We start from the raw sequence: 311 nt of genomic DNA, 5'->3' as shown, positions 1-311 counted from the left end.
GTTGCCTTCGACGCGCACGACATCGAAGGTCGGCAATGTCGGGCCGGCCGCGGCGCCAGGCACCTGGGCGGCTGGAGCGGTCGCATTGTTGGCCGATGCCATCGTATTGGCGGGCGCCATGGCGTTGTTCGCCGGCGCCATCTTGTTGGCCGGAGCCATGGTATTGCCCGGAGCCATCGTGTTTGCAGGAGCCTGGGGCACGCGGCCCTCGGTGCTCGTGCTCGAGGATTCAGCCGGTTTGGCATCGCCCTGCGGCAGTGCCGCGACCTGCGCCGGCTTCTGGTTGTTGATATAGGGGTCGAGCGCGCCCG

The 311-nt window shown here is 68.2% G+C and carries 1 pseudogene; it reads right to left on the bottom strand.

Annotated features, from left to right (window positions below):
- Window positions 1-311 (bottom strand): annotated as a pseudogene (locus tag EN852_RS41470) (hypothetical protein); the annotation flags it as partial.

This window comes from Mesorhizobium sp. M2E.F.Ca.ET.209.01.1.1 (assembly GCF_004010375.2).
Taxonomy (GTDB): domain Bacteria; phylum Pseudomonadota; class Alphaproteobacteria; order Rhizobiales; family Rhizobiaceae; genus Mesorhizobium.
This window is presented reverse-complemented; position numbering and strand designations above follow the sequence as displayed.